This window comes from Pseudomonas sp. PB3P13 (genome assembly GCF_054897735.1).
This window is the reverse complement of sequence record NZ_CM142702.1, coordinates 4072751-4096469: the sequence shown is the minus strand read 5'-3', so window position 1 is coordinate 4096469 and position 23719 is coordinate 4072751. Positions and strand designations below refer to the sequence as shown.

General features: G+C 60.5%; 22 protein-coding genes. 12 read left to right on the top strand and 10 right to left on the bottom strand.

Translation table 11 applies throughout. The features are described from left to right. The first annotated feature begins 115 nt into the window (after window positions 1-115). The gene (locus ACYZT1_RS18815; RefSeq protein WP_462016160.1) at window positions 116-793 is read left to right on the top strand and encodes a response regulator; all 678 of its coding nucleotides are present in this window, start codon (window positions 116-118) and stop codon (window positions 791-793) included. Continuing rightward, complete coding sequence (locus ACYZT1_RS18810) at window positions 790-2136, top strand: ATP-binding protein (protein WP_462016159.1); 1347 nt, start codon at window positions 790-792, stop codon at window positions 2134-2136. The genes ACYZT1_RS18815 and ACYZT1_RS18810 overlap by 4 nt, the downstream gene beginning before the upstream one ends. 25 nt (window positions 2137-2161) lie before the next feature. Here ACYZT1_RS18810 and ACYZT1_RS18805 read toward each other — a convergent pair whose 3' ends face one another. After that, the gene (locus ACYZT1_RS18805; RefSeq protein ID WP_462016158.1) at window positions 2162-3160 is read right to left on the bottom strand and encodes an AraC family transcriptional regulator; all 999 of its coding nucleotides are present in this window, start codon (window positions 3158-3160) and stop codon (window positions 2162-2164) included. Window positions 3161-3495: 335 nt separating this feature from the next. On the opposite strand from ACYZT1_RS18805, the gene ACYZT1_RS18800 reads away from it, so the two are divergent. Together ACYZT1_RS18800 and ACYZT1_RS18795 are read left to right on the top strand one after the other, a co-directional pair. Beyond that, a complete protein-coding gene (locus tag ACYZT1_RS18800) occupies window positions 3496-4830 on the top strand; it encodes a dicarboxylate/amino acid:cation symporter (protein WP_462016157.1) in 1335 nt (444 codons plus the stop codon). Window positions 4831-4995: 165 nt separating this feature from the next. Continuing rightward, window positions 4996-6177, top strand: a complete 1182-nt coding sequence (locus ACYZT1_RS18795) for a CaiB/BaiF CoA transferase family protein (RefSeq protein WP_462016156.1) — start codon at window positions 4996-4998, stop codon at window positions 6175-6177. Between the two features lie 45 nt (window positions 6178-6222). Here the strand turns inward: ACYZT1_RS18795 and ACYZT1_RS18790 are convergent, their stop codons facing one another. Next, window positions 6223-6717 (bottom strand): SprT family zinc-dependent metalloprotease, encoded by a 495-nt coding sequence (locus ACYZT1_RS18790; RefSeq protein WP_462016155.1) that lies wholly within the window; start codon window positions 6715-6717, stop codon window positions 6223-6225. 141 nt (window positions 6718-6858) lie between these two features. Further along, window positions 6859-7461 (bottom strand): Yip1 family protein, encoded by a 603-nt coding sequence (locus ACYZT1_RS18785; protein ID WP_462016154.1) that lies wholly within the window; start codon window positions 7459-7461, stop codon window positions 6859-6861. Window positions 7462-7858: 397 nt separating this feature from the next. Here ACYZT1_RS18785 and ttcA point away from each other — a divergent pair, with 397 nt between their 5' ends. Next, window positions 7859-8683, top strand: a complete 825-nt coding sequence (ttcA, locus tag ACYZT1_RS18780) for a tRNA 2-thiocytidine(32) synthetase TtcA (protein WP_462016153.1) — start codon at window positions 7859-7861, stop codon at window positions 8681-8683. Between the two features lie 66 nt (window positions 8684-8749). Then, window positions 8750-9424 (top strand): DNA-3-methyladenine glycosylase I, encoded by a 675-nt coding sequence (locus ACYZT1_RS18775; RefSeq protein ID WP_462016152.1) that lies wholly within the window; start codon window positions 8750-8752, stop codon window positions 9422-9424. Window positions 9425-9584: 160 nt separating this feature from the next. Here ACYZT1_RS18775 and ACYZT1_RS18770 read toward each other — a convergent pair whose 3' ends face one another. The 3 genes from ACYZT1_RS18770 to arsC are packed head-to-tail and all read right to left on the bottom strand — an operon-like array spanning window position 9585 to window position 10958. After that, window positions 9585-10010, bottom strand: coding sequence for a DUF2069 domain-containing protein (locus ACYZT1_RS18770; RefSeq protein ID WP_462016151.1), 426 nt, complete (start codon window positions 10008-10010; stop codon window positions 9585-9587). Between the two features lies 1 nt (window position 10011). Beyond that, on the bottom strand, window positions 10012-10608 hold the full coding sequence (wrbA, locus tag ACYZT1_RS18765; protein WP_462016150.1) for an NAD(P)H:quinone oxidoreductase: 597 nt from the start codon (window positions 10606-10608) through the stop codon (window positions 10012-10014). Then, window positions 10605-10958, bottom strand: a complete 354-nt coding sequence (gene arsC / locus ACYZT1_RS18760; RefSeq protein ID WP_462016149.1) for an arsenate reductase (glutaredoxin) — start codon at window positions 10956-10958, stop codon at window positions 10605-10607. The genes wrbA and arsC overlap by 4 nt, the downstream gene beginning before the upstream one ends. Before the next feature lie 114 nt (window positions 10959-11072). Here arsC and ACYZT1_RS18755 point away from each other — a divergent pair, with 114 nt between their 5' ends. Further along, entirely contained in the window at window positions 11073-11540 is a 468-nt protein-coding gene (locus ACYZT1_RS18755; RefSeq protein ID WP_462016148.1) for a TlpA disulfide reductase family protein, read from the top strand. Between the two features lie 184 nt (window positions 11541-11724). Here ACYZT1_RS18755 and ACYZT1_RS18750 read toward each other — a convergent pair whose 3' ends face one another. The 4 genes from ACYZT1_RS18750 to ACYZT1_RS18735 all read right to left on the bottom strand — a co-directional run bounded on the left by ACYZT1_RS18750 (window position 11725) and on the right by ACYZT1_RS18735 (window position 16430). Then, entirely contained in the window at window positions 11725-12129 is a 405-nt protein-coding gene (locus tag ACYZT1_RS18750; RefSeq protein WP_462016147.1) for an META domain-containing protein, read from the bottom strand. Next, window positions 12129-12563: a hypothetical protein gene (locus ACYZT1_RS18745; RefSeq protein WP_462016146.1), complete on the bottom strand. Its 435-nt coding sequence runs from the start codon at window positions 12561-12563 to the stop codon at window positions 12129-12131. Before ACYZT1_RS18745 ends, ACYZT1_RS18750 begins: the two co-directional genes overlap by 1 nt. A 77-nt stretch (window positions 12564-12640) precedes the next feature. Further along, window positions 12641-13633 carry a 2-hydroxyacid dehydrogenase gene (locus ACYZT1_RS18740; RefSeq protein WP_462016145.1) on the bottom strand — a complete coding sequence of 331 codons (993 nt, stop codon included), beginning with the start codon at window positions 13631-13633 and terminating at the stop codon, window positions 12641-12643. A gap of 46 nt (window positions 13634-13679) precedes the next feature. Beyond that, window positions 13680-16430 (bottom strand): response regulator, encoded by a 2751-nt coding sequence (locus ACYZT1_RS18735; RefSeq protein WP_462016144.1) that lies wholly within the window; start codon window positions 16428-16430, stop codon window positions 13680-13682. A 213-nt stretch (window positions 16431-16643) separates the two neighbouring features. Here ACYZT1_RS18735 and ACYZT1_RS18730 point away from each other — a divergent pair, with 213 nt between their 5' ends. From ACYZT1_RS18730 to relA, 5 genes are all read left to right on the top strand, one after another. Continuing rightward, window positions 16644-17366 carry a response regulator transcription factor gene (locus ACYZT1_RS18730; RefSeq protein ID WP_462016143.1) on the top strand — a complete coding sequence of 241 codons (723 nt, stop codon included), beginning with the start codon at window positions 16644-16646 and terminating at the stop codon, window positions 17364-17366. Further along, the gene (locus ACYZT1_RS18725; protein ID WP_462016142.1) at window positions 17353-18771 is read left to right on the top strand and encodes a histidine kinase sensor domain-containing protein; all 1419 of its coding nucleotides are present in this window, start codon (window positions 17353-17355) and stop codon (window positions 18769-18771) included. The genes ACYZT1_RS18730 and ACYZT1_RS18725 overlap by 14 nt, the downstream gene beginning before the upstream one ends. Window positions 18772-19056: 285 nt before the next feature. Beyond that, a complete protein-coding gene (gene cysM / locus ACYZT1_RS18720; protein ID WP_462016141.1) occupies window positions 19057-19959 on the top strand; it encodes a cysteine synthase CysM in 903 nt (300 codons plus the stop codon). Next, the gene (gene rlmD / locus ACYZT1_RS18715) at window positions 19959-21359 is read left to right on the top strand and encodes a 23S rRNA (uracil(1939)-C(5))-methyltransferase RlmD (protein WP_462016140.1); all 1401 of its coding nucleotides are present in this window, start codon (window positions 19959-19961) and stop codon (window positions 21357-21359) included. The genes cysM and rlmD overlap by 1 nt, the downstream gene beginning before the upstream one ends. Before the next feature lie 76 nt (window positions 21360-21435). Next, the gene (gene relA, locus ACYZT1_RS18710) at window positions 21436-23679 is read left to right on the top strand and encodes a GTP diphosphokinase (protein ID WP_462016139.1); all 2244 of its coding nucleotides are present in this window, start codon (window positions 21436-21438) and stop codon (window positions 23677-23679) included. The last annotated feature ends 40 nt before the right edge of the window (window positions 23680-23719 follow it).

Sequence of the window (23719 nt, the reverse complement as noted above, 5' to 3'; positions counted from 1 at the left end):
GTCGGTCTCGCACATTGGCATTAAACTCCGGGAGCAGCATCTTTTGGGTCGCTATGATCTGTCCTGAACATTCACCGCTGTGCCGCTGGAGATGTGGTTTGCCCGGGAGAGCGTTATGAAATTGCTGGTTGTCGAAGATGAAGCGCTGCTGCGCCATCACCTGCAAACCCGCCTGACGGAGAGCGGCCACGTGGTCGAGTCCGTGGCCAATGGCGAAGAGGCGCTGTACCGGGCCGAGCAGTACAACCACGACCTGGCGGTGATTGACCTCGGTTTGCCGGGCCTGGGCGGGCTTGACCTGATCCGTCAGTTGCGCGCGCGTGGCAAGAGCTTTCCGATCCTGATCCTGACGGCGCGCGGTAACTGGCAGGACAAGGTCGAAGGCCTGGCCGCCGGTGCCGACGATTACGTGGTCAAGCCGTTCCAGTTCGAAGAACTCGAGGCACGGCTCAACGCACTGCTGCGTCGCTCCAGCGGCTTTACCCAGTCGACCATCGTCGCCGGGCCATTGTTGCTCGACCTCAACCGCAAACAGGCGTCCCTCGACGAACAGCCGCTCGCGCTGACCGCCTATGAATACCGGATTCTCGAATACCTGATGCGCCACCATCAGCAAGTGGTTGCCAAGGACCGCTTGATGGAACAGCTGTACCCGGACGATGACGAGCGCGATCCCAACGTGATCGAAGTGCTGGTCGGCCGACTGCGCCGCAAGCTGGAAGGCACCTCGGGTTTCAAGCCGATCGATACCGTGCGCGGCCTCGGCTATTTGTTCACTGAGCGCTGCACTTGATCCGTTCGCTTCGCGTGCGCCTGATGCTCGCCGCCACACTGTTGGCGGTGTTGTTCATGCTCGCGCTGCTGCCGGCGATGCAAGGTGCGTTCAGCCTGGCGCTGCGTGATTCCATCGAGCAACGCCTGGCCTCGGACGTCACTACGCTGATCTCCGCCGCCCGCGTGGACCACAATAATCTGCAGATGCCCGCGCAATTGCCCGATGAGCGCTTCAATCTCACTGATGGCCGCTTGCTCGGTTACATCTATGACCGCGAAGGGCATGTGGTCTGGCGCTCGAACGGCACTCGCGAAGAACACCTCAACTATGTGCCGCGATATGACGGGCGCGGTAGCGAGTTCGCCCGAATCAGCGAAGCCAACGGCCAGGAATTTTTCGTCTATGACGTCGAAGTCAAACTGCTCGGTGGCAAAAGTGCGGCATACAGCATTGTCGCGCTGCAACCGGTGCGCGAGTACGAAGTCACGCTTGAAGGCCTGCGCGAAAATCTTTATTTCGGTTTTGGCGCCGCGCTGCTGGTGCTGCTGGCGTTGTTGTGGATTGGCCTGACCTGGGGTTTGAAGGCCTTGCGCCGGCTCAGTCAGGAACTGGATGAAATCGAAAGCGGCGAGCGCCAAAGCCTGAGCGAACAGCACCCCCGTGAGTTGCTGCGCCTGACCGGTTCGCTTAACCGCTTGCTGCACAGCGAGCGCGAACAGCGCAGCCGCTATCGCGATTCACTGGATGACCTGGCGCACAGCCTGAAAACCCCGCTGGCGGTGTTGCAGGGCGTCAGTGAAGACATGGCCAAGCGTGCACAGGAACGCGATCACGCCTGGGTGCTGCAAACACAGATCGAACGCATGAGCCAGCAGATCAGCTATCAGTTGCAACGGGCGAGCCTGCGCAAGAGCGGTCTGGTGCGCCATCAGGTGCGCCTGCGCCCGGTGCTGCAAAGCCTGTGCGACACGCTGGACAAGGTTTACCGCGACAAGCGTGTGCAAGTGACGTTCGATTTACCCGATCAGTGTCATGTGCCGGTCGAGCAGGGTGCCTTGCTGGAAATGCTCGGCAACCTGCTGGAAAACGCCTATCGCCTGTGCCTTGGGCAGGTGCGCCTCAGTGTGCGGGAAATGCCGGGCGGCATTGAGTTGTGCGTCGAGGATGATGGGCCCGGCGTGCCGCCCGAGCAGCGCACGCGGATTCTGCGAAGAGGTGAACGGCTGGATCGCCAGCATCCGGGACAGGGGATCGGGTTAGCGGTGGTCAAGGACATCATCGAGAGTTACAGCGCGAAGCTGACGCTTGGGGATTCAACGTTGGGCGGGGCGGCCTTCCGGATTCATTTTCCGCTGGTTTGACCGCCGACCGCCGGCTCCCACAGGTTCAATGTTCCTGCGCGCGATAAGCCCCCGGCGTCAGGCCGGTCCATTTCTTGAACGCCCGATGAAACGCCGATGGCTCGGAAAACCCCAGCTGCTCGGCAATTTGCTGCAGCGACAGATCCGCCCGACTCAGGTGATAAATCGCAATGTCGCGGCGCAACTGGTCCTTCAATTCCTGAAAACTGGAGCCTTCTTCACGCAAATGCCGGCGCAAGGTTTGTGGGCTGATGTGCAGATGCGCGGCTACCGCTTCCAGGTCCGGCCAGGTTGAACTGTCGCGGCTGAGCAAACGACGCAACTGGCTGCTCAGGCTGTCGCCGTCATCCGGGCGCGAGAGCAGATCGGCGGGTGATCGCTCGAGGAAATGCTTGAGCGTGCGTTCGTCCTGCAACAACGGCAAGGCCAGGTAGCGACTGTGGAACAGCAGGCTGCTCTGTGCCGCCGAAAACGCCAGCGCGCAGGGAAACAGCAAATCGTATTCGGCGCCGTGCGCCGGCTTTGGGTAGCTGAAGGTAGCCTGCTCCAGCCGGATGCGCTGGCCGATCAGCCAACTGCCGAGGCGGTGCCACACCAACAACTGGCTTTCGGTAAGGAAATGGTCCGGGTCGCGAAACTGCGAATCGTCCAGGCTCAGGCGAATCATTTCGCCTTCGCAGGTCAGGGTCAGGGCCGGGCCGTCCGCAAACAGGCTGTAAAACAGCAGGCCGCGCTGAAGGGCTTTATCCAGATTGCGACAGTGAATCAGCGCATGGCACATCATCGCGAACGTGCCGGGTTTGCTCGGCAGCGCTGCAAATCCCAGGTACTCGTCATCCAGCGCCTGCCACAGGCTCTGGATCAAGCGGGTGAACTGCTCCGGCGCAATGCGCGCCCGAGGCTCGTCGAGCAATTCGGCACTGATGCCCACCTGCTGCAATACCTCTGAATAGTCGAACCCGCGTCGACGCGCGCCGCCGAGTGCGGCGCGGGCGAAATGGCTGGCGATGGTGCGTTCGCGCATACGGGCGGTTCCGGCTATCGAGCGGCGGATGGTAGTCGCGATGGCTGAAGCGGGACAAGGCGGATATCCGCCAAATTGTAGGACGAGTACTACAGCTTGGGCGGAAACCCGCCATCGACGTTCGCTCGCCAAACGTCCTGAATAACTCCCAAGCCCTTACAAAACGGGGCTCGCAGAGCTTCTTCCGAACGTGGCACGACGCTTGCGATACAACCCGCAGAGACTTGCCATCGAGCAGCTCGAAAAAACAAATCCCTCCAGTGCAGGAGGGTTCGCGATTCAGGTGTCCAGGCAACAGTCGGATGTTGCACCGGGCGCTCTTGAGGAACTTTGCAATGACGACTCGTCAGCCAATCTACAAATCCCTGTATTTCCAGGTGATCGTTGCCATCGCCATCGGCATCCTGCTCGGTCACTTCTATCCGCAGACCGGTGTGGCCCTCAAGCCGCTGGGTGACGGGTTCATCAAACTGATCAAAATGATCATCGCGCCGATCATCTTCTGCACCGTCGTCAGCGGTATCGCCGGCATGCAGAACATGAAGTCGGTCGGCAAGACCGGCGGTTACGCGCTGCTCTACTTCGAAATTGTTTCGACCATCGCATTGCTGGTGGGTCTGGTGGTGGTCAACATCGTCCAGCCGGGCAACGGCATGCACATCGACGTTTCCACCCTGGATGCCTCGAAAGTCGCCCAGTATGTAGCGGCCGGTGCTGATCAAAGCGTGGTCGGCTTCCTGCTCAACGTGATCCCGTCCACCATCGTCGGCGCCTTTGCCACAGGCGACATCCTGCAAGTGCTGATGTTCTCGGTGATCTTCGGTTTCGCCCTGCATCGCCTGGGTTCCTACGGCAAGCCGCTGCTGGACTTGATTGATCGCTTCGCCCACGTGATGTTCAACATCATCAATATGATCATGAAGCTCGCGCCAATCGGTGCCTTCGGCGCCATGGCGTTCACCATTGGTGCCTACGGCGTTGGCTCGCTGGTGCAACTGGGTCAGTTGATGGCCTGCTTCTACATTACCTGTGTGTTGTTCATCCTGATCGTGCTCGGCGGCATCGCTCGCGCTCACGGCTTCAGTGTGATCAAAGTGATTCGCTACATCCGTGAAGAGCTGTTGATCGTGCTGGGTACTTCTTCCTCGGAATCGGTACTGCCGCGCATGCTGATCAAGATGGAGCGTCTGGGCGCGAAGAAATCCGTTGTGGGTCTGGTGATCCCGACCGGTTACTCGTTCAACCTCGACGGCACCGCCATCTACCTGACCATGGCGGCTGTGTTCATTGCGCAAGCCACCGATACACACATGGACCTGTCGCACCAGATCACCCTGCTGGTGGTGTTGCTGCTGTCTTCCAAAGGCGCTGCAGGCGTCACCGGTAGCGGCTTTATCGTGCTGGCCGCGACCCTGTCGGCTGTTGGCCACTTGCCGGTGGCCGGTCTGGCGCTGATCTTGGGCATCGACCGCTTCATGTCCGAAGCCCGTGCGTTGACCAACCTGGTGGGTAACGCTGTTGCCACGCTGGTTGTGGCCAAGTGGGTCAAGGAACTGGACACCGACGTGATGCACGCAGAGCTGGCTTCCGGCGGTCGCGGTATCGCCGAAGAGCGTGAAGAGGACGACCTGGGCGTTGCCGAAGGCCCGACGCCGGCCAGCGTCAAGTAACCCTCGCATTACTCTCGCAAGACTGAAAACCCGCCTAGGCACCCGCTTCGGCGGGTTTTTTTCTGTCTGCGATTCGAGCGTAACGGTCAGCGACACCGATGCATAAGGTGATTGCCGCAATGGCAATGGCTGCCTAGTCTTGGGGGATCGTACTGGAGGAAACTTATGCTCGGTCCACTGGCATCACTCAAGATTCTGGATTTCTCGACATTGTTGCCGGGGCCATTTGCCTCGTTGTTGCTGGCGGACATGGGCGCCGAAGTCCTGCGCATCGAATCGCCGACCCGCATTGACCTGGTCCGCGTGCTGCCACCTCACGATCAGGGCGTTTCTGCCAGTCACGCCTACCTCAACCGCAACAAGCGCAGCCTGGCGCTGGACCTCAAGCAACCGCAGGCGCTGGAGATCATCCAGCAGTTGGTCCAGGACTACGACATCGTGCTGGAACAGTTTCGGCCGGGCGTGATGGAGCGGCTTGGTTTGGGCTACGAAGCGTTGAAAGCGCTCAACCCGAAACTGATCTATGTGTCGATCACCGGCTATGGCCAGACCGGCCCGTACAGGGACCGCGCCGGGCATGACATCAACTATCTGGCATTGGCCGCACTGGCCAGTTACACCGGCCGTGCCGACAGTGGGCCGCTGCCGTTGGGCATGCAGGTGGCGGACGTTGCCGGTGGCTCGCTGCACGGGGTGATCGGTTTGCTGGCGGCAGTCATCGCCCGGCAGCAAACGGGGCAGGGCCAACATCTGGATGTGAGCATGACCGATTGCGCGTTCAGCCTGAACGCCATGGCCGCGGCCGGTTACCTGGCCTGCGGTGAGGAGCCGGGGCGGGAAACGCAAATGCTCAACGGCGGCAGTTTTTACGATTATTACCGTTCCCGGGATGGCCGCTGGTTGTCGGTGGGCAGCCTGGAGCCGCCGTTCATGAAGCAACTGTGCACGGCGCTGGGCCTGGAAGAATTGGCCGCGCTAGGGTTGTCGCCGCAACCGGCGCAACAGAAAAAGCTCAAGGATGCGCTGAAAGTCGAGTTCGAGAAACACGACTTTGACGAATTGACGGCGTTGTTTGCCGAGCTGGATGCCTGTGTCGAACCGGTTTTGACGGTGGGCGAAGCGGTGCGCCATCCGCAGTTCCAAGCGCGGGAACTGGTGACTGACGTACCGCGTGGCGATGGGTCAATGCAGGCGCAGGTGGCCTGCCCGCTGAAGTTTTCCGCTGGGCTGCCGGCGCCACGACATGTCGGCGCGGCATTGGGTGAGCATACCGATCAGGTGTTGGGGGAGTTGGGATTCAGTGTCGAGCGGATTGCCCGGTTGCGGGGTGCCAACGTCATTCTTTAGCGTCTTTGCTCGCGAAGGGGCCGGTACAGACACCGAAAATCCAAATTATTCAACGCGCATTTCCCCACTGAACACCAACGTGCTCCGGCATCGCCGGCACAGATAACGCCGCCCTTGCCGCACCAGCCCATGACGCTGCGCCGAGAACGCAAAGTCGCTGTTCTCGCAGGGGCATTTATAGATGTAGCGCGTCATGCGGCGGCGTTGGACGTCGTAGGTGTGGCAGCGGTTGGGCGGCAGTTCGTACACGCCACGCATGATCAATTGCCACTCTTCACCGTGCGGCTGAATGCGGTCACCGAACAACTGATGAGCGATCAGGTGCGCGACTTCGTGGGCCACGGTCTGCTTGAGGAAGTCTTCGCTGTTTTCCCGGTACAGCTGCGGATTGAAACGCAGCAGGTTCTCGTGCAAATGCGCGACACCGGCTTTTTGCCCGCGCAGCTTGAGGCTCACCACGGGGCGCTTGAAGGTTCGTTTGAAAAAAGTTTCGGCTTGCAGGTAACACGCTTCGACGCGGTTATTGAGTTGCTCGGGCATGCTTGATGGATCTCCAGAGTTGCCGAGTATGCCGCAACCTCAGGTGCTTGCGAATCGTCCAGGCGCCCAATGGTTATCCCCGAAACGAGAAGGCCGCCCGATGGCGGCCTGTATTGGCAAATCCTGATGTCCAGAAAGCGGTCAGTTGGTATAGACCGGCCCCACGCCCAGACCCCAGACAATCACGGTGAACGCCATGATGGCCACCAGCACCACCAAACCCACGGCCAGCACCGAACTTGAAAACAGAAAGCCCTCGTCAGACGGGATGTTCATGAAGGTCGGCAAGCCGACATACAACAGGTAAACCGTGTAGCAGATCGCCGCCGTCCCGACGATCATTCCCAGCCACATGTGCGGGTAAAGCGCGGCCAGTCCGCCAACGAACAGTGGCGTTGCGGTGTAGGTCGCGAACGCGACGCAACGCGCCAGGCTCGGATTGGCGTCATAGGTGCGAGCCATCCAGTGCACAAAAGCGCCCATCACGGCGACGCCGCCGAGCATGGCCAGGTACGACATGACCGTCATCCACAGCGCACTTTCCATCGTCAACATCACCGGCGGCCTGTTGCCGATGACCCAGCCGACCTGCGTAGTGCCGATAAATGCCGACACAGCGGGAATCGCCGCCAGTATCAACGTGTGAGTCAGGTACATGTGGCTGATGCTTTCCTCCTGATCGCCACGGATTTCTTTCCATTCCTGGTCAGGGTGGGTGAAGAGCCCCACAACGTGATGGATCATGCCAGTCACTCCTATTGTCGTTACCGCCGCCCCCCGGTGGAGCGCCTACGGGCCAAAGTGGCCGAGTAAGGATCAGGTCAGATCAGAATATGCCTGCGACCTTATGTCGCAGTATAGAAAGGACTTGTTAACGCAGGGGCGAGGGGCTTAGAGCAAATTGCGCTGTAAAAGTCGTGGTTAATCGCCGCTGCGTCTGTGTGTACATGATTTTGGGGCGAGGGGCTCGCCCCTTTCGACCGCGTAGCAGTCGCCTGACCGGTACGGTTTGATATCTGTAAGGATGAGATGAATGTAGGGGGTCTACTTCGTAGCCCAACGCGGGCAAGCCCACTCGCCACAAGTGCAAGGTTTTTGCGTAAAATGCCGACCTTTCGTCACACCTCACGGATCTCGCGTCATGGGCACTCTCACGGTCAACCAGAATAAACTGCAAAAGCGCCTTCGCCGCCAGGCCGGTGAGGCCGTTGCCGACTTCAACATGATTGAAGAGGGCGACAAGGTCATGGTTTGCCTGTCCGGTGGCAAGGACAGTTACACCCTGCTCGACGTGTTGTTGCATTTGCAGAAAGTCGCGCCGATCAGGTTCCAGATCGTGGCCGTGAACATGGACCAGAAGCAGCCCGGTTTTCCCGAGCACGTGTTGCCGGCCTATCTGAAAGATCTGGGGGTCGAATACCACATTGTCGAGAAAGACACTTACTCGGTGGTCAAGGAGCTTATCCCTGAAGGAAAAACCACCTGTTCGCTGTGTTCACGCTTGCGTCGCGGCACCCTGTACACCTTCGCGGACGAAATCGGCGCGACCAAAATGGCCCTGGGTCATCACCGCGACGACATCGTCGAAACGTTCTTCCTCAACATGTTTTTCAACGGCTCGCTCAAGGCCATGCCGCCGAAGCTGCGCGCCGACGACGGGCGCAACGTGGTGATCCGTCCGCTGGCTTACTGCAGCGAGAAAGACATCCAGGCCTATTCGGACTTCAAGCAATTCCCGATCATCCCGTGCAACCTGTGCGGCTCTCAGGAAAACCTGCAGCGTCAGGTGGTCAAGGACATGCTGCAAGACTGGGAACGCAAGACGCCGGGTCGTACCGAAAGTATCTTCCGCAGCCTGCAGAATGTGATCCCGTCGCAGCTGGCCGACCGCAACCTGTTCGACTTTACCAGCCTGAAGATCGACGAAAGCGCCGCTTCCCGATTTGTGAATGTAGTGAACCTCTGACATACCCTTGGGTCAGCACCACAGCTCGCGGGCGTCGTTTTTTATTTTCAATCCTCAGGAGAGGGCATGCACGATTACAAGTGGCTGCACGAGTACTGTCTGAACCGCTTTGGTTCGGCGGCTAAACTGGAAGCCCACCTGCCCGTTCCGAAAACCTCCGCGCAATTGCGCAAGATCAGCGACGACCGCTACCTCTCGACCATGGCCCTGCGGGTTTTCCGTGCCGGGCTCAAGCACAGTCTCGTCGACGCCAAGTGGCCGTCCTTCGAGGAAGTGTTTTTCAGGTTCGATCCGGAAAAAGTCGTGCTGATGAGCGCCGAGCACCTTGAACGCCTGATGCAGGATGCGCGCATCATTCGTCACCTGGGCAAACTCAAGAGTGTGCCGCGCAATGCCCAATTCGTGCTGGACGAGGTCCACGAGCGCGGCAGTTTTGGCGCATTGATCGCCGATTGGCCGGTGACCGATATTGTCGGTTTGTGGACCTATTTAAAGAAACGCGGGCACCAGTTGGGCGGATTGTCGGCACCGCGGTTTCTGCGCATGGTCGGCAAGGACACTTTTGTGCCCAGTTATGACGTGGTCGCAGGGTTGAATGCGCAGAAGATCGTCGACAAAGTGCCGACCAGTCAGCGGGATCTGGCCACGGTGCAGGGCGTATTCAACCAGTGGCACGAAGAAAGTGGCGGGCGGCCGATGAGCCAGCTGTCGATGATGTTGGCGTATACCGTCAACCATTGAGACCGAGTCGCTCGAGCGCGACCCTGGCCCATCGCCAGCAGGCTGGCTCCCACATTGGAACGGTGACGTACGCCAATCCGTCACCAGGCTGGCTTCCACCGTGGATCTGGGGCGTACACAAATCCCCTGTGGGAGCTAGCCTGCTAGCGATTGCGATCTGTCAGGCAACCGAGGGCTCGCCTTCACCCGCCAACCTGCGGTTCAACTGAAACCGCCAGCGCACATACAACAGCGCCGAACAGAACACCGCCACGCTCGCGCCCATCTCCAGCAGGCCGAACAACTGCCGGTTCGGGTCGAATGCTGCCAGCGCGCCTTTCATGAAATACAGGTTCACCACAAAACACATCCACGAATGCCCACGCGCGCTGCCGACGAGCATGCCCGGCGCCAGCACCAGCAGCGGCACCAGTTCGATCAGCAGAATCACCCATGGCCGTGCGCCGTGCAGGTCCGCGATCAGCAGGTAATAAACGCACAACAGACCCACCAGCCCCAGAAAGCACAGCAAAGCGATAACGCGCATGGCCCGCACTCGCGGTTCGAGCCATTCGATGGAGGGCAGAATCTTCGGCTTTTTCGCCACGTCAGTTCCCCAGCTTTTGCGCAGTCTTTGCCAGGCGCATGCCCAAGGCCCGGCACAGCGCCATTTCATGCTCATCCAGGCCACTTTTGCCGTCAGCTCCGGCGTGGTGACTGGCGCCATACGGCGTACCGCCTCCGCGGGTGTCCAGAAGCGCCGATTCGCTGTATGGCAGACCAGTGATCAGCATGCCGTGGTGCAACAAGGGCAACATCATCGACAGCAATGTTGATTCCTGGCCGCCGTGCAGACTCGCGGTGGAGGTGAACACACCCGCCGGTTTGCCGACCAGCGCGCCGGTCAGCCACAGGTTGCTGGTGCCATCAAGGAAATACTTGAGCGGCGCTGCCATGTTGCCAAAACGGGTCGGGCTGCCGAGGGCGAGGCCGGCGCAGTTTTTCAAATCATCGAGGCTGGCGTACAGCGCGCCCTCGTCGGGAATGTCCGGCGACACCGCTTCGCATTCGGCGGATATCGGCGGCACGGTGCGCAACCGCGCCTCAAGGCCGGCCTGCTCGACGCCGCGGGCGATTTGCCGGGCCATTTCATTGGTTGAGCCGCTGCGGCTGTAATACAGAACCAGAATGTAGGGGGCGGTCACGGCAGCAACTCCAGCACGTTCTCCGGTGGACGACCGATCACGGCTCTGTCGCCAACTTCGAGAATCGGCCGCTCCAGCAGTTTCGGGTGCGCAGCGATGGCGGCGATCAGTTGCGCTTCGCTGAGGCTGGGGTCGCCAAGGCCCAGGGTTTTGTAGTCGTCTTCGCCCGTACGCAGCAATTGCCGGGCGCTGATGTCGAGCTTTTTCAGCAGGTTCTGGATGCGCTCTGCATTCAGCGGCGTTTCCAGATAGCGCACGACGGTCGGGGTCAGGCCACGGGCTTCAAGCAGTTCGAGCGCACCGCGGGATTTCGAGCAGCGCGGGTTGTGATAAAGCGTCAGATCGGTCATGTGCGGGTCGCATCTTGCGTAAGGTGGCGGCTATTCTAACCGTGCAACGCGTAATCCAGAACCGTGGGTGGCAATGGGGCGCGGCGGTTTCGTTTTTTCCATAGGGATCACGACATGACAAGACGACTGGCAGCGGCATTGGCGATCATTGGAGCGTTGATGCTGGGGGGCTGCGGCAACGACTATGGCATCGATCAGAACGGTCTGAAGGTCGCGGCCGAGCGTCTGGACAAGCAGTGGCTGGTGCTCAATTACTGGGCTGAATGGTGCGGCCCGTGCCGGACCGAGATTCCGGAGTTGAACGCTTTGGCCGATCAGCTCAAGGACAAGGACATCGGTGTGTTTGGGGTCAATTTTGACAATGTGCAGGGGCAAGAGCTGAAAGACGCCAGCGAGAAACTCGGAATCAAATTTACCGTGCTCGCGCAGGATCCGGCTGAGGTGTTCGAGTTGCCGCGCAGTGAGGCATTGCCGGTGACTTACATCATCGATGACAAGGGCAAGGTGCGGGAACAATTGATGGGTGAGCAAACGGCGGCGGGGGTGTTGGCCAAACTTGAGGCGTTGCGCGCCAGTAACTGATTGTCCATCCCTGCAGTGCGCGGATGTGCGGTGACGCGATGTTGTGGCGAGGGGGCTTGCCCCCGTTGGACTGCGCAGCAGTCCCTTTTTTATGGGATCGCTTCGCAATCCAGCGGGGGCGAGCCCCCTCGCCACAAAAGCCCCTCGCCACACAAGCCCCTTGGCCAGAGATCAAGAGGGGGAATCAACCCTCTTCAAGCCAACAGCGTAACGGTTTGCCTTCAGCCGGCCAGAAACGCACCTGGTCGATAGGCGAAACGTCCCAGCGCTGCACCTTTTCCAGCGCCTGGAGGAAGCGCTGCTCCTGCTCCATCAGTGCCGGGGCGCACATTTTGCGCGTGCTGCCGATTTTGCCGAAGGTAAGCTTGTTGCCTTCTTGCGAGTACGGTGCAAACCAGTGATTGCAGCCACCATTGCCGTACGCCCGACCGTCGTCACCGAGGGTGATGGTCAGGTGGCTGTAATCCATCAACGGGCGTTCGCCGATCCATTCCAGTATGTAACTGCGATTGTGCTGCAACTTCACCGGGTCGGCGGCGCAACCCAACAGGCCGGCGCTCACCATGGCGGCCAGAACAAAGCGTTTCATCAAGCAGGCTCCTGGCATGTCGGGCACAGGTGCTTGTCACCGACTGTCTTCCAGCCCAACTCGACGATGCGTGCCGTGGCGGCCGGTTTTTCAGCCTTGTTGCCCAGCTTGGCGTCCACGGCGAATTCAAAGCTCAGCTCTTTGGCACAGCTGTCGCAGTTGACCTTCCAGGTGTGGATCGCCAGTTCGCCGAACACCGGACCACTCGCTACCGCGACCCATTGGCCGGGCGGGTTGATCAGGTGCCGGACCGTTTCCACGGTGAGGCGCATGGACAAGTCCCTGGCACCTTTGAGGGTCACGACCAGCACGTCATTGTTGCGAATCGAGCCGCCGTTGCCGGTGACCTGATAACGGCCCGGCACCAGGGCGCGGCATTCGGTGAGGGTGTGTTGCGGGTTCATCAGGCTATAGCGAAAATCGTGTTCGACCATGGGTCCTCCAAATATGCGCGGCATGCTAGCACGGACATCATGGCAGCACTGCGCGGGCAAATGACCTTCGATCCGGTTCAGCCAGCCTCGACCTGATTCTGCGGAGTGCCGGCCGCCCAGGCTGCAATATTCTGCAATGTTGTGTGGGCGATAGCGCCCAGTGCTTCGCGGGTCAGGAAGGCCTGGTGGGCAGTGATGATCACGTTCGGGAAGGTCAACAGTCGCGCCAGAACGTCATCCTGTAGCGGCAGGTCGGAACGATCCTCGAAGAACAGCTGCGCTTCCTCCTCATAGACGTCCAGTCCCAGATAGCCCAGTTGCCCGTCCTTCAAGGCGTCGATCAGTGCCGGCGTGTCGACCAGACCGCCGCGCCCGGTGTTGATCAACATTGCGCCGGGCTGCATGTGATGCAGCGACTGGCGGTTGATCAAGTGTTTGCTCTGGTCATTGAGCGGGCAGTGCAGGCTGATGATCTGCGCCTGCGCCAACAACTGCGGCAAGCTGAGATAACGCGCGCCCAGCGCCTCGACCTGCGGGTCGGGACAGGGGTCATAAGCCAGCAAGGTGCAGCCGAAGCCGTTCATGATTTTCGCGAACGTCGCGCCAATCTGCCCGGTGCCGACCACGCCGACAGTCTTGCCCACCAGGTCGAACCCGGTCAGGCCGTGCAGGCTGAAATCCCCGTCGCGGGTGCGGTTGTAGGCGCGGTGCAAACGCCGGTTCAACGCCAGGATCAGCGCCACCGCGTGTTCGGCCACTGCGTGTGGCGAATAAGAGGGAACCCGCACAATCGACAGGCCGAGGCGATTTGCCGCCGCGAGATCGACATGGTTGTAACCGGCCGATCGTAACGCAATCAGGCGCGTACCGCCGCCGGCCAGGTGTTCGAGCACCGGGGCGCTGAGGTCGTCGTTGATGAAGGCACACACCACTTCATGAGCGTAGGCCAGCGCGACGGTGTCGAGATTCAGGCGCGCTGGCTGGAAGTGCAATTCGATCCCGGCGGGCCATTCGGCGCCGAGAAAGCTGTCGCGGTCGTAGGTCTGGCTGCTGAAAAGAATGGTGCGCATGCTGTTCTCCTTTTTATACCGGCCAAACGTTGCCGGTGTAGCAGCATCAGGCATTGATTCGCGCATGAGACGCCAGCCGATTGATTGCGCGCTCGAGTTCTTCCAGGGCGCTATAGGCACGCGGGTCCTGTTGTTTGAGCAGGGTTTCGCTGCGCTGGCAGGCAGCACGCAGTTGCGGCACGCCACAATAGCGGGTCGCGCCGTGAAGACGATGGACGCGCTCGATCAATGCGTTGTGATCGTTGGTATCACGCGCGAAGCGAATGGCGTCGCGGTCGGCTTCCAGCGAGGCCAGCAACATCGCCAGCATGTCCGCTGCCAGATCTGCCTTGCCTGCCGCCAGACGCAAGCCTTCTTCGTGATCGAGTACTTGCAGTTCCTTCCCGCCCGAACTGTCGCTGATGCGCTCCGGCCCCTGATTGCGCAGAGCCAGCCCGGTCCACTTCAGCACCACCTGGGCCAGTTGCCGCTCGCTGATGGGTTTGGTCAGGTAATCATCCATGCCGCTTTGCAGCAGCGCGCGTTTCTCGTTGGCCATGGCGTGTGCGGTGAGCGCGACAATCGGCAACGGCGTGCTGTGCCGTTCGCTTTCCCACTGGCGAATGGTTTCGGTGCTCTGGCGTCCGTCCATGCCCGGCATTTGCACGTCCATCAAGACCAGGTCGAAGGTTTCGCTCTGCACAGCCTTGACCGCTGCGTAGCCACTTTCAACCGCAAGCACTTTGGCACCCAGGTCCTCAAGCAGGGTCTGCACCAGCAACAGGTTGGCCGGGTTGTCGTCGACACACAGCACTTTCGGTGCCCGGCTGGAAATCGCTTCGCCGGGTTCGCTGCGTTGCTGGCGCGGGTTGACCAGATCCGACAAGGCCCGACGCAATTTACGGGTGCACGCCGGTTTTGCCTGAAGCTGACTGTGGGGGTTGGGTACCGACAGGTGGAACAGCGTTTGTTCAGTCGTCGGGCACAGCACCAGCACTTTGCAGCCGAGGTGCTCGAGGTCCCAGATGTGCTGACCCAAGCGCTCCGGCGGCATGTCGTTACTGGTGATGCCGAGCACGGCGAGGTCGATGGCCTGATCGGTCTGGTGCGCGCCAGTCACACCATTGGCGAGATGTTCCAACGTGTTGAAGGGGGTAACCAACAGCCCGCAGTCTTCCAGTTGATGCTGCAGCGCCTGTCGGGCCAGTTCATGATTTTCCAGGACCGCAACCCGGCGCCCGAGCAGCGGCGGGCCTGGCAGATCTTCTGCATCGTCGCGGGCTTTGGGCAGCTTGAGGCTGATCCAGAATTCCGAGCCTTCACCCGGCGTACTGTCGACGCCGATCTCGCCGCCCATCTGCTCGATCAACCGTTTGGAAATCACCAGCCCCAGACCGGTACCGCCCGGTTGCCGCGAAAGCGAATTGTCGGCCTGGCTGAACGCCTGAAACAGCACGCGCACATCCTGGCTCGACAGGCCTATGCCGGTGTCCTGAATGCTGATGCGCAGCTGCACGCTGTCTTCGTGCTCGTCTTCGAGCATGGCGCGGGCAACGATAGTGCCTTCGCGAGTGAACTTGATCGCATTGCTGACCAGGTTGGTCAGAATCTGCTTGAGTCGCAATGGATCACCCACCAGCGACAGTGGCGTGTCCCGATACACCAGGCTCACCAGCTCCAGCTGCTTGGCATGCGCGGCCGGGGCCATGATGGTCAGGGTGTCCTGGAGCAGATCGCGCAGGTTGAACGGAATGTGATCGAGGACCAGTTTGCCCGCCTCGATTTTCGAGAAGTCGAGAATCTCGTTGATGATCCCCAGCAGGCTGTCGGCAGATTTTTCGATAGTGCCCAGGTAATCAAGCTGGCGCGGGGTCAGCTCGCTTTTTTGCAGCAGATGAGTAAAACCGAGAATGCCATTGAGCGGGGTGCGGATCTCGTGGCTCATGTTGGCGAGGAATTCCGACTTGATCCGGCTCGCTTCCAGCGCTTCCTTGCGTGCCAGGTCAAGCTCGATGTTCTGGATCTCGATGGTTTCCAGGTTCTGCCGTACGTCTTCGGTGGCTTGATCAATGCTGTGCTGCAGTTCTTCCTGAGCGTTCTGCAGGGTACCGGCCATGCGGTTGATTCCCGACGCCAGTTCATCCAGTTCATGGCTGCCGAGCGGCGGCAGGCGGGTTTCCAGATTGCCGTCCTTGAGTTGGGCCACCGCCTGTTTGATCTGGCTCAAGGGCCGATTGATCGTACGGCCCATGCGCAATGCCAGCAGCGCCGCACCGGCCAGTCCGGCACCGATCAGCAGCAGGCTGGCGAACAGGCTGCGATAACCGCGCAGCAGCATGCCGTTGTGCGAGAGTTCGATTTCGACCCAGCCCAGCAGCCGCTCGGCTTCATCGGGGATCAGATCACCGGCCAGATTTCGGTGCTTGCCAAACACCGGCAGCAGGTAGCGCGTGGCATCGTTGCCACTGCGCCGCAACAGCTGGGAACCATTGCCGGACGGTGCCGGGTTAAGCATGGTCGGGCCGGCATGGGCGAGCGGCGTGCGGTCGGGAGCCAGCAACGTCACCGCTCGCACATCCTGGGTTTCCAGCGACTGAGCAGCGATGCGTTCGAGCATTTCGATATTTTTGTGGCTCATGGCGGGCGCCACGAGAGGGGCCAGTTGTTCGGCGATCATTTCGCCGCGCTGCATGAGTTGGGTCTGCAGGTCCGTCAACTGTGTCCAGGTGAAATAGCCGCCCAGCACCAACGCCATCAGGCTCGTCGGCAGCAAGGTCAGCAACAGCACGCGGCCTTTGATTCCCAGTTTCTTGAGCACGCCTTTCTCCTGCATCCAGCCATTTAAGAACCTGTGGGCGCATCCGGCGCCTGCCACTGGCGCAGTGTAGCGATTTGCCGGCGGGCAATCTTCGTAAATTGATGTCGTCATTCGTCGGACAGTTCGACGCTTTGGCGCCTTGAGCAAACCTTGGGTTGCCCAAGGCGAAGCAATCTTCAATAATCGCCAACTGAGAATTATTTGCAGATACTCATGACTCCCATCTCTGTCGGTCCACCTCGAATCCTTTCCATTGAAGACGATCTGGTGCTCGGTGCCTATGTTCACGATGAGCTGGGCCGCAACGGTTTCCAGGTGACCTGGTGCCAGAACGGCCAGGAAGGTCTGGCGATGGCGCGCCAGCAGCCTTTCGATGTGGTGCTGATGGATATTCTGCTCCCCGGCCTCGACGGGCTGAATGTGTTGACGCAATTGCGGCAGAGCCATTCCACGCCGGTGGTGCTGATGTCGGCGCTGGGGGCCGAGGCCGATCGCATCAGCGGTTTTCGCCTCGGCGCGGATGACTATCTGCCCAAACCTTTCAGCATGGCCGAGCTGCACGTGCGCATCGAAGCAATCCTGCGTCGCGTTGCCCTGGATCGCCGACCAGCGCCTGAGCCGCCGGTTGTCGTCGCGGGTAATCTGCGATTCGACGATGAACTCCTCCAGGTCTGCTTCGGCGAACGCCGCACCACGCTGACCCGCAGTGAATATCGCTTGCTGGAAACCTTGCACCGCAACAGCGATGAAGTGTTGAGCAAAGCGTTCCTTTATCAGCACGTTTTGCAACGCGGTTACGCGGCCCATGACCGCAGCCTCGACATGCACATCAGCCAGATCCGTCGCAAGCTCAAAGCCATCGGCTACACCGAGCGGGAAGTGCGCACGGTCTGGGGCAAGGGTTATGTATTGAGTGCCGACCATGAAATGGGCTGATGTTCCGGGCAGACACTCACTGTTCTGGAAGCTGGCGTGTCTGCTGGTGGCGTTCTGTCTGCTGATGATCTGGTTGAGTTGGTCCTGGGGGCGCTATATGGAGGAGCGCAACCAGTTTCTTTCCGATGACGCTCGCGGCACCCTGACACGCTATGCCGCCGAAGCCGAGCACGCGTGGCAGCAGGGGCAGCGGGAGGGCGTCGATCGCTGGTTGCAAACCATGCGACAGCGCGAAGCAGGTTGGGTTGGCGTCATTGGCAGTGAACTGCAGTCGCTCAGCATCCGGCCACTGACGGACAAGGAAATCGAGCGCCTGACGTTTTTGCGCGGCCTGGACTGGCCCATTCATAAAAAAGGCCTGCCGTGGCTGCGCGTGCCTTTCCCGAATAATCCCGGGGCCGGCAGTCTGGTGATCGAATTACCCCAGCGCTTCGTGCCCGGGCACTATCGAGTGTTCTGGCGGGTGATCACCAACGGTGTCATTCCCGGTCTGTTTACCTTGTTGCTGTGTGTCGGCCTCTACCGTTTGCTGGTGGTGCCGTTGAATCAACTGCGCGAACAGGCCAACGCCTGGCGCGCCGATCAACTGAATGTGCGGCTGTCGAGCCACACCACCGAACGCCCGGACGAACTGGGTGAGCTGGCCCGCGCCTTCGATCAAATGTCCGAACGTCTGCAATCGACCGTCGCCCTGCAACAGCAGTTGCTGCGCGACCTGTCCCACGAACTGCGCACGCCGCTGAGCCGGCTGCGGGTCGCCAGCGAAAGCGAGCAAGCACTGCTGCCGTTGCGCGAGCGCATTGGCCGTGAAGTTGATGGCATGCAGCGTCTGGTCGAAGACACCCTGCAATTGGCCTGGCTCGACACCGAGCGCGCGCCGCTGCCCGATGAAGCCATTCAGATCCAGGCACTCTGGGAGATGCTCACGGAAAACGCCTGCTATGAAAGCTGCTGGCCGGAGCGTCAGTTGCAATGCGACGTGGACGCGTCCTGCTGGGTGCGCGGAAATCTCAACACCCTGGCGCAAGCGCTGGAAAACATTTTGCGCAACGCCATTCGGCATTCGCCCAAGGGCGGTGTCGTGCGTCTGGATGGCAGGCGCGATGGCGGTTTCTGGCATCTGTGGCTGGAGGATCAGGGCGGCGGGGTAGCGGAGGCGGATCTGGAGCGGATTTTCTCACCGTTCATCCGGCTGGAGGGTTCGCGTCCGGGAGATGGCGGTTTCGGGTTGGGCTTGAGCATCGCCAGGAATGCGGTCCAACGGCAGGGTGGGCGGCTTTGGGCGCAGAATACCGGGCTGGGGTTGCGGGTGAATATGTGGTTGGTGGCGGATGAGGGGGTTGGCAGTGATGGCGCGGTTGGGAGCCGGTTCGCTGCCAATGCATGTCCGCCACTGATGGTCTGATTCGAGCTGCCCTGGGGAAGGCCTCATGACTCGTTTCAAGTGAGCCAATGCCGGAGCGTTCCGGTGTTGTTGTACGACATTTCCTAAAGGCTGTTGCTGACACTTTCCCAACAGTTGCTTCAAGCGAAGCTGCACGAGTTCTATGCGATGAATGTTGCTACGTCAGAGGAAGACTGATCATTGCCCTTATTCCCATAAGCCATAAGGACCGCACTTTGCGTGATATGGCCTGCGAACGTTTGCCGGTATGATAGGCGCCCCCGCAGTCTGGATTGCGAATACGCCATGACCTTGCAGTACCCAACCATCGCCGATTGCGTCGGCAACACCCCGCTGGTCCGTTTGCAGCGCCTGCCTGGCGCCACCAGCAATACCCTCTTGCTCAAGCTCGAAGGGAACAACCCGGCGGGTTCGGTCAAGGACCGACCGGCGCTGTCGATGATCACCCGCGCGGAGTTGCGCGGGCAGATCCAGGCCGGTGACTCGCTGATTGAGGCGACCTCGGGTAATACCGGGATTGCGCTGGCCATGGCCGCCGCAATCAAAGGTTACAGGATGATCCTGATCATGCCGGACAACTCCAGCGCCGAGCGCAAGGCGGCGATGACTGCCTATGGCGCCGAGCTGATTCTGGTCACTCAGGAAGAAGGCATGGAAGGCGCGCGCGACCTCGCTCAGCGAATGGAAGCCGAAGGCCGGGGCAAGGTGCTGGACCAGTTCGCCAACGGTGACAATCCCGAGGCGCATTACACCACCACCGGTCCGGAAATCTGGCGTCAGACCGAGGGTACCATTACTCATTTCGTCAGTTCGATGGGCACCACCGGGACCATCATGGGTGTTTCGCGCTACTTGAAGGAGCAGAGCGACAGTGTGCAGATCGTCGGCCTGCAACCGATGGAAGGTTCGGCTATCCCGGGCATCCGTCGCTGGCCGCAGGAATACCTGCCGAAGATTTATCAAGCCGACCGCGTGGACCGCATCGTCGACATGGCACAAAGCGAAGCCGAAGACGTCACCCGTCGTCTGGCCCGCGAAGAAGGCATCTTCTGCGGCGTGTCTTCGGGCGGTGCCGTGGCAGCGATGCTGCGCCTGTCCAAAGAAGTTGAAAACGCGGTGATCGTCGCGATCATTTGCGACCGTGGCGACCGATACCTGTCGACCGGCATTTTCGACGCGCCCAACTGATGGCCAGGCACGAGAGAGGCCTGCGCTTCCAGCCTGCTGGCGGCAGCAAGGCCCCACAGATTCCGACCGGCAAGAAACAGCGCTTGAGCATCGAGCGCCTGGCCAATGACGGTCGCGGTATCGCGTTTTTCGAAGGGCGCACCTGGTTCGTTCTCGGCGCGTTGGCCGGTGAGGAGGTCGAAGCGCGCGTGCTGGGGGCCCACGGCAAAGTGGTCGAGGCGCGCACTGAGCGTGTATTTCAGGCCAGTGAACTGCGCCGTCCCGCACCGTGTCCGCACTTCGGACGCTGTGGCGGTTGCAGCGTGCAGCACCTGCCGCACAGCGAACAACTGGCCCTCAAACAGCGCATGCTCGCCGAGCAATTGTCCAGGGTCGCCGGTGCCGAGCCCGAAGAATGGGCAGCGCCTTTGAGCGGTCCGGAGTTCGCCTATCGTCGTCGCGCGCGGGTGGCGGTGCGCTGGGACATGAAGGCGAAACACCTCGAAGTCGGTTTTCGCGCGGCGGGCAGTCAGGACATCGTGGCAATCAGCGAATGCCCGGTGCTGGTACAGCCTTTGCAACCGATCATCAGTCACTTGCCGGACATGCTGCGACGGCTGAGCAAACCTCAGGCGCTGGGCCACATCGAGCTGTTCAGTGGCACTTCGCTGGCCGTTTTGCTGCGCCATATGGCGCCGTTGTCCGACGCCGACCTGACAATCCTCAAGGAATTTTGCGCGTCCCACGAAGCCCAACTGTGGCTGCATGGCAACGGTGAACCCCACCCGGTCGACGCCGATCAGTCTTTGGGTTATCGCCTGGAGCAGTGGGATCTGGACCTGGCGTACCGGCCGGGAGATTTCATTCAGGTCAACGCCGGGGTCAACGACGCCATGATTGCCCAGGCGCTGGACTGGTTGAAGCCGACCGCGCACGAGCGTGTGCTCGATCTATTCTGTGGTCTGGGCAACTTTGCATTGCCGCTGGCCAAAACCGTTCGCGAAGTGGTGGCGGTGGAAGGTGTACAGGCGATGGTCGAGCGGGCCGCTGCGAATGCTTGCAGCAACAATTTGCATAATGTGCAGTTTTTTCAGGCCGATTTGTCCCAGCCTTTGACCGATGCCGAATGGGCGCGGGAAGGCTTTTCTGCGGTACTCTTGGATCCACCGCGTGACGGTGCTTTCGAGGTAGTGCGCAAGCTCAAGGGCATGGGCGCCAAACGGTTGGTGTATGTGTCGTGCAACCCGGCAACGCTGGCGCGCGACACGGTCGAATTGATCAAGCAGGGCTACCGGTTAAAACGTGCCGGGATTCTCGATATGTTTCCTCAGACGGCACATGTCGAGGCCATGGCGTTATTTGAAGCGAGTCAGGATGGCTCGTCTGGTCCGACTGACCCGCTTGTGCAGCACTCGTCTTAGCCCCACGAGTGCGTGCTGGCAATAAAGGTCAGCGATTTGACGCATTGAATCTGCGTCGTAGGGAAGGTAAAGCAAGATGGTACAGGTGAGAGCACACCAGCCGATCAACACCGACGGCAGTATCAATCTCGAGGCTTGGCTCGATCATGCGGTCAGTGTCGATCTGGCACTGGATCGCGAAGCCTTGAAAGACGCGTGCGAGTTCGCCCGCGTGTCCGAACAACAGGCCAATGCGGCAAAGAATCTGTGGTCCGAAGGGACGTCGAGTTTCCGCACGGGCCTTGAGATCGCCGAGATCCTCGCCGACCTCAAACTGGATCAGGATTCGTTGGTTGCCGCGGTCCTGTACCGCGGTGTGCGCGAAGGCCAGATCGAACTGGCGGCGGTGAGCCAGCGTTTCGGTCCGGTGGTCGCCAAACTGATCGACGGCGTGCTGCGCATGGCGGCGATCAGCGCCAGCCTGAGCCCGCGCCAGTCCATGGTGCTGGGCACCCAGGGCCAGGTCGAGAACTTGCGCAAAATGCTCGTTGCCATGGTCGATGACGTTCGCGTCGCGCTGATCAAACTGGCCGAGCGCACCTGCGCGATCCGTGCGGTGAAAACCGTCGACGACGAGAAGCGCAACCGCGTGGCGCGCGAGGTGTTCGACATCTACGCGCCACTCGCGCACCGGCTTGGCATCGGTCACATCAAGTGGGAACTGGAAGACCTGTCTTTCCGATACCTGGAGCCTGATCAGTACAAACAGATCGCCAACCTGCTGCACGAGCGGCGCCTGGATCGCGAGCGTTTCATCGCTGACGTGATGAGCCAGCTGAAGATCGAGCTGCAGGCCACTGGCGTCGATGCCGACATCAGCGGCCGGGCCAAACACATCTATTCGATCTGGCGCAAAATGCAGCGCAAAGGCCTGGCTTTCAGCCAGATCTACGACGTTCGGGCCGTGCGCGTGCTCGTCCCGGAAATGCGCGACTGCTATACCGCGCTGGGTATCGTCCACACGCTGTGGAGACACATCCCGAAAGAATTCGACGACTACATCGCCAACCCGAAAGAAAACGGCTATCGCTCGCTGCACACCGCGGTCATCGGTCCCGAGGGCAAAGTGCTGGAGGTGCAGATCCGCACCCACTCCATGCACGAAGAGGCCGAGCTGGGCGTTTGCGCTCACTGGCGCTACAAGGGCACCGACGTCAAATCCGGTTCGAATCATTACGAAGAGAAGATTTCCTGGCTGCGTCAGGTCCTCGAATGGCATGAGGAACTGGGTGATATCGGCGGTCTGGCCGAGCAGTTGCGCGTCGATATCGAGCCTGATCGGGTGTATATCTTCACACCCGACGGTCACGCCATTGACCTGCCGAAGGGCGCAACGCCGCTGGACTTCGCCTACCGTGTGCACACCGAGATCGGTCACAACTGCCGTGGCGCGAAAATCAATGGCCGGATCGTGCCGCTCAACTACAGCCTGCAAACCGGCGAACAGGTCGAGATCATCACCAGCAAGCACGGCACGCCGAGCCGCGACTGGCTGAACCCGAACCTGGGTTACATCACCACGTCGCGAGCGCGGGCGAAGATCGTTCACTGGTTCAAACTGCAAGCGCGCGATCAGAATGTGGCGGCCGGTAAAACCTTGCTCGAACGCGAACTCAGTCGCCTCGGTCTACCGGCGGTGGACTACGAGAAACTGGCCGATAAAGCCAACATGAAAACCGCCGAGGACATGTACGCCGCGTTGGGTGCAGGGGATTTGCGTCTGGCGCAACTGGTGAACCTCGCGCAACAACTGGTCGAGCCCGAGCGTGGCAACGAACAGCTGGAACTGATTCCGCGCAAGGCCACCGGTTACAAACCGGGCAAGCGTGGCGACATTCAGATTCAGGGTGTGGGCAACCTGATGACGCAGATGGCCGGCTGCTGCCAGCCATTGCCGGGCGACGCGATCGTCGGCTACATCACCCAGGGCCGCGGCGTAAGCATTCACCGCCAGGACTGCGCCTCGGTGTTGCAATTGGGCGGGCGCGAGCCAGAGCGGATCATCCAGGTCAGCTGGGGCCCGGTGCCGGTGCTGACTTATCCGGTGGACATCATCATCCGCGCCTACGACCGGTCCGGTCTGCTGCGTGATGTGTCGCAGGTGCTGCTCAACGAGCGGATCAACGTGCTGGCAGTCAATACCCGGTCAAACAAGGAGGACAACACCGCGCTGATGTCCCTGACCATCGAAATTCCGGGGCTGGATGCGTTGGGAAGGTTGCTCGGACGGATTTCCCAGTTGCCGAACATCATCGAAACCCGGCGTAATCGCACGCCGTGATGGTGCCCAATGTAGGAGCTGGCCTGCCAGCGATTCAGCC

Bases quoted from the DNA above. Each gene is read 5' to 3' on its own strand.
- rlmD (WP_462016140.1), top strand. From the start codon at position 19,959: ATGGCCAGGCACGAGAGAGGCCTGCGCTTCCAGCCTGCTGGCGGCAGC.
- arsC (WP_462016149.1), bottom strand. From the start codon at position 10,958: ATGACCGATCTGACGCTTTATCACAACCCGCGCTGCTCGAAATCCCGC.
- ACYZT1_RS18750 (WP_462016147.1), bottom strand. From the start codon at position 12,129: ATGAAACGCTTTGTTCTGGCCGCCATGGTGAGCGCCGGCCTGTTGGGT.
- ACYZT1_RS18755 (WP_462016148.1), top strand. From the start codon at position 11,073: ATGACAAGACGACTGGCAGCGGCATTGGCGATCATTGGAGCGTTGATG.
- ACYZT1_RS18775 (WP_462016152.1), top strand. From the start codon at position 8,750: ATGCACGATTACAAGTGGCTGCACGAGTACTGTCTGAACCGCTTTGGT.
- ACYZT1_RS18785 (WP_462016154.1), bottom strand. From the start codon at position 7,461: ATGATCCATCACGTTGTGGGGCTCTTCACCCACCCTGACCAGGAATGG.
- ACYZT1_RS18790 (WP_462016155.1), bottom strand. From the start codon at position 6,717: ATGCCCGAGCAACTCAATAACCGCGTCGAAGCGTGTTACCTGCAAGCC.
- ttcA (WP_462016153.1), top strand. From the start codon at position 7,859: ATGGGCACTCTCACGGTCAACCAGAATAAACTGCAAAAGCGCCTTCGC.
- ACYZT1_RS18800 (WP_462016157.1), top strand. From the start codon at position 3,496: ATGACGACTCGTCAGCCAATCTACAAATCCCTGTATTTCCAGGTGATC.
- ACYZT1_RS18725 (WP_462016142.1), top strand. From the start codon at position 17,353: ATGAAATGGGCTGATGTTCCGGGCAGACACTCACTGTTCTGGAAGCTG.
- relA (WP_462016139.1), top strand. From the start codon at position 21,436: ATGGTACAGGTGAGAGCACACCAGCCGATCAACACCGACGGCAGTATC.
- cysM (WP_462016141.1), top strand. From the start codon at position 19,057: ATGACCTTGCAGTACCCAACCATCGCCGATTGCGTCGGCAACACCCCG.
- ACYZT1_RS18740 (WP_462016145.1), bottom strand. From the start codon at position 13,633: ATGCGCACCATTCTTTTCAGCAGCCAGACCTACGACCGCGACAGCTTT.
- ACYZT1_RS18795 (WP_462016156.1), top strand. From the start codon at position 4,996: ATGCTCGGTCCACTGGCATCACTCAAGATTCTGGATTTCTCGACATTG.
- ACYZT1_RS18745 (WP_462016146.1), bottom strand. From the start codon at position 12,563: ATGGTCGAACACGATTTTCGCTATAGCCTGATGAACCCGCAACACACC.
- ACYZT1_RS18815 (WP_462016160.1), top strand. From the start codon at position 116: ATGAAATTGCTGGTTGTCGAAGATGAAGCGCTGCTGCGCCATCACCTG.
- ACYZT1_RS18730 (WP_462016143.1), top strand. From the start codon at position 16,644: ATGACTCCCATCTCTGTCGGTCCACCTCGAATCCTTTCCATTGAAGAC.
- ACYZT1_RS18805 (WP_462016158.1), bottom strand. From the start codon at position 3,160: ATGCGCGAACGCACCATCGCCAGCCATTTCGCCCGCGCCGCACTCGGC.